General features: G+C 46.1%; 1 protein-coding gene and 1 pseudogene. Both read left to right on the top strand.

The annotated features are described in order from the left end of the window. Window positions 1–701, top strand: a 701-nt coding sequence (locus R7M72_RS25670) for a saccharopine dehydrogenase family protein (protein ID WP_318056538.1), incomplete at its 5' end; no start/stop codon positions are given. Window positions 702–814: 113 nt separating this feature from the next. Further along, window positions 815–1,094 (top strand): annotated as a pseudogene (locus tag R7M72_RS25675) (carboxynorspermidine decarboxylase); the annotation flags it as partial.

A 1,094-nucleotide genomic window follows, 5' to 3' on the forward strand; every position in this document is an offset into this window, starting at 1 on the left:
AGAAGTTTGCAACGAACTTTGACCCAGAAACCAATATGTTAGAGATCCAAGGTGACTCTTTCTACTGGGAAAATGGCGAGTGGAAGCAAGTACCTTGTCACTCACGTATGCTTGAGTTCGAATTCCCGAACTGTGGCTCGCACAAAGTGTACTCAATGGCGCACGACGAAGTGCGTTCAATGAAAGAGTTCATCCCTGCGAAACGTATTGAGTTCTGGATGGGTTTTGGTGATCGTTACCTTAACTACTTCAACGTAATGCGCGACATCGGCCTACTAAGTCCAGATCCGCTAACGCTGCACGATGGCACAGTAGTACAGCCTCTTCATGTATTGAAAGCGCTACTACCAGATCCAACGTCTCTAGCGCCAGGTTACACAGGTTTAACGTGTATCGGTACTTGGGTTCAAGGTAAGAAAGACGGTAAAGAGCGTAGCGTATTCATCTACAACAACGCTGACCACGAAGTGGCATACGAAGATGTAGAGCATCAAGCGATTTCTTACACAACAGGTGTACCAGCGATCACAGCCGCACTTCAATTCTTCCGTGGCAAGTGGGCAGACAAAGGCGTGTTCAACATGGAGCAGCTAGACCCAGATCCGTTCCTAGAAACAATGCCAGAAATCGGTCTAGATTGGCATGTTCAGGAGTTGGAACCAGCTCAAGGGCTACCAGTCATCCACGAGCTTAAAAAATAAGCAGTTAAGCTCAGGCTAATCTTGAATTAACTAAATCTAAGCCGATGCAACTGCGTCGGCTTTGTTCGATTTTATAGTGGCTTCGTTCAGGCGAAAGTACTCAAGGTATTAACATGCAACACAATGAACTAAAAACTCCGTACTTCATGATTAATGAAGACAAGCTGATTGCGAACCTAGAGAAAGCAAAACAGCTAAAAGAAATCTCAGGTGTAAAGCTTGTACTTGCACTGAAGTGTTTCTCTACTTGGGGTGTGTTTGACATCATCAAGCCTTACTTAGACGGCACGACCAGCTCCGGTCCATTCGAAGTAAAACTTGGCTACGAAACGTTTGGTGGCGAAACGCACGCCTACAGTGTGGGTTACAGCGAAGATGACGTACGTGAAGTGG

Source organism: Vibrio sp. YT-18 (assembly GCF_033337345.1).
GTDB lineage: Bacteria > Pseudomonadota > Gammaproteobacteria > Enterobacterales > Vibrionaceae > Vibrio > Vibrio alginolyticus.